Source organism: Streptomyces sp. NPDC007162 (assembly GCF_040634175.1).
In the GTDB taxonomy this organism is placed as follows: Bacteria; Actinomycetota; Actinomycetes; order Streptomycetales; family Streptomycetaceae; genus Streptomyces.
This window is the reverse complement of the sequence record NZ_JBEYFC010000859.1, coordinates 1-2,450: the sequence shown is the minus strand read 5'-3', so window position 1 is coordinate 2,450 and position 2,450 is coordinate 1. Positions and strand designations below refer to the sequence as shown.

General features: G+C 69.2%; 2 protein-coding genes. Both read right to left on the bottom strand.

Annotated elements, in window-relative coordinates; all coding sequences use genetic code 11:
• Positions 1 to 381 precede the first annotated feature (381 nt).
• Positions 382 to 1,230 (bottom strand): IS21-like element helper ATPase IstB, encoded by an 849-nt coding sequence (istB, locus tag ABZ646_RS45005; protein WP_360533120.1) that lies wholly within the window; start codon positions 1,228 to 1,230, stop codon positions 382 to 384.
• Positions 1,230 to 2,450: IS21 family transposase (istA, locus tag ABZ646_RS45000; protein WP_360533117.1), on the bottom strand; the 1,221-nt coding region annotated here is incomplete at its 5' end. The genes istA and istB, both read right to left, overlap by 1 nt.

Sequence of the window (2,450 nt, the reverse complement as noted above, 5' to 3'; positions counted from 1 at the left end):
GGCATATCAGTCGGGTTCCAAGGACGCACCGGCACAGCGCGTTTCTGAGCCCGTGCGTGTCCCTGGGTGGTTCGGTGGTGCCCATGGGCCAGTCCGTGCCGTCCACCTGCCCCGAACCCGGGCCTGTCCTCGGCGTCAACGGTATCGACGCCCGTGAGAAGTGTCTCTCTAATCAACTCGAGGAGCGGATACCGACTGACACCTGCCGACGGCTTCTGGCTTTCTCGGTGAGTCCTGACACCGGTTGTCGAGCGGTGGCGACACCGCCCGGTGCTGGCGGAGAGTGATATCGCCAAGTTTTGACAACACTGTCGGCGGCGGTTGAACCGTGACCCAGTTTGAGCGGTTGAGTTCTGACCCTCGCGTCGTCGGTGGTCTTGCTCAGTCGTTGCCGGTGGCGGTGGGGACGCGGCCGAGTTCGCGTCCTTTCATGCGGTAGGACTCGCCTTTGAGGGAGTGGACCTCGGCGTGGTGGACGAGTCGGTCGATCATGGCGGCTGCGACGGTCTCGTCGCCGAAGGTCTCTCCCCAGCGTCCGAAGGGCTTGTTCGAGGTGACGATCACGCTGGCCCTTTCGTATCTGTTCGAGATGAGCTGGAAGAACAGGTTCGCGGCCTCGGCCTCGAAGGGGATGTAGCCGACCTCGTCGATCACGATCAGCGGGTAGCGGCCGAGCTTGACCAGTTCGTCCTGGAGACGCCCGGCGTGGTGGGCGGCGGCCAGACGGTCGACCCACTGGGCGGCGGTGGCGAACGCGACCCGGTGGCCGGCCTGGCAGGCCCTCACGGCAAGTCCGGTGGCCAGGTGCGTCTTGCCTGTGCCCGGGGGGCCGAGGAAGACGGCGTTGTCCTTGGCCGCTATGAAGTCCAATGTTCCCAGATGGGCGAGTTGTTGGCGTGTCAGGCCGCGCAGATGGGCGACGTCGAGTTCCTCGATGGTCTTGATCGCGGGGAAGCGGGCGGCGCGGATACGGCCCTCGCCGCCGTGGCTGTCACGGGCGGAGACCTCGCGCTGCAGGCAGGCGACCAGGTACTCGGTGTGGGTCCAGGACTCGGCCCGGGCCCGCTCGGCCAGGCGCTCGGCAGCGTCCAGCAGGGCGGGTGCCTTCAGAGCGCGGGCGAGGAAGGCCAGGTCGGCGGCGGTCTGCCGGCCCGTGCGGGCCGCGGGGCCGTTCGTCCTGGCCGTGCCGGCCGACATGGCGCCCGAGGCCGCGGGAGTGGGGCGGGCCATCAGGTGTCCTCCTTCCCGCCGCCGCCCTCGATGAGGGTGAACATGCGGTCGTAGGTGCCCAGCTCGCGCTGCTCGACCTCGATGCCCAGGCTGTCGGGGGCAAGGACTGCTGCCCTGGCGGTGGCGGCTCGGGCGGCCTGCTGGTGGATCACCTCGCCGCGCAGGGTCCGGGCCGCGGCCGCGTGCTCGGGGTCGGTGATCGACTGGTGTCTGGCCCAGCAGCGGGCATGGCGGGCCACCACATCGTCGCCGCAGGCCACGGTGATCTCCTCGGTGTCGGCCCGGACCGTCACCGTCCTGCCGATCGCACGGGGGTGGACGGAGTAGTCGTTGGTGTCGACGCGGACGTAGTGGTCGCGTCCCAGACGGGTGCGAGAGGGCCACCAGTGAGGCGGGGCGACCGGCGGGATCGGCAGCATCTCGGCGCGGTCGGCCTCCCAGCGGTCCACCGGCCGGGTGCCGATGATCCGGTGCTGTCGCCGGTTGGCGATCTTCAGCCAGGCCGCGAGCTGGGCGTTGAAGTCGTCGGGGCCGGTGAACGTGCGGCCGGGAAGGAAGCTGGTCTCCAGGTATCCGTTCGCGCGCTCGACCAGGCCCTTGGCTTCCGGGTCGCGGGGGCGGCAGAGATGCACCTTGACGGCGAGCAGACCAGCGAACGCCGCGAACTCGCTGGTCAGTTTGCCTTTCCCGACACCTGCTTCATTGTCCCAGACCAGCATTTTCGGGACGGCACCCCAGGCGGTCACCAGGCGCCAGTGGCCGTCGATCAGGTCGCCGGTCTGCCGGGAGGGCAGCATCCGGGCGGTGATCACACGCGAGTAGCCCGAGACGATGACCAGGACCGGCGGCCTGCCCGACTGGCCGTAGCCGAGCGGGATATCGGCCGGAGGGAACCACAGATCACACTGGGCGAGCTCACCGGGCTGGTAGACGGTCCGGGAGACCGGGTCCACGGGAAGGTAGGCCGGGCGCAGTTCGCGTACGCGTTCCTTGAGGATAGTCAGCCCACGTTCCCAGCCGATCCGCTCGGCGATCACAGTGGCGGGCATCGTCGGGGTCTGCTTGAGCAGCTCGCGGATGGCGGGTTCGACGGCGTCCACCGCCGAGCCCTTCAGCGGACGCTGGTAGACCGGCGGCCGGTCGGTGGCCAGAGCGCGTTTCACCGTGTTCTTCGAGATCCCAAGGTGACGGGCGATCGCCCGGATCGGCATCTGCTCGGC

Excerpts from the sequence above, each read along its gene's own strand:
- istB (WP_360533120.1), bottom strand. The coding sequence starts at position 1,230 with ATGGCCCGCCCCACTCCCGCGGCCTCGGGCGCCATGTCGGCCGGCACG.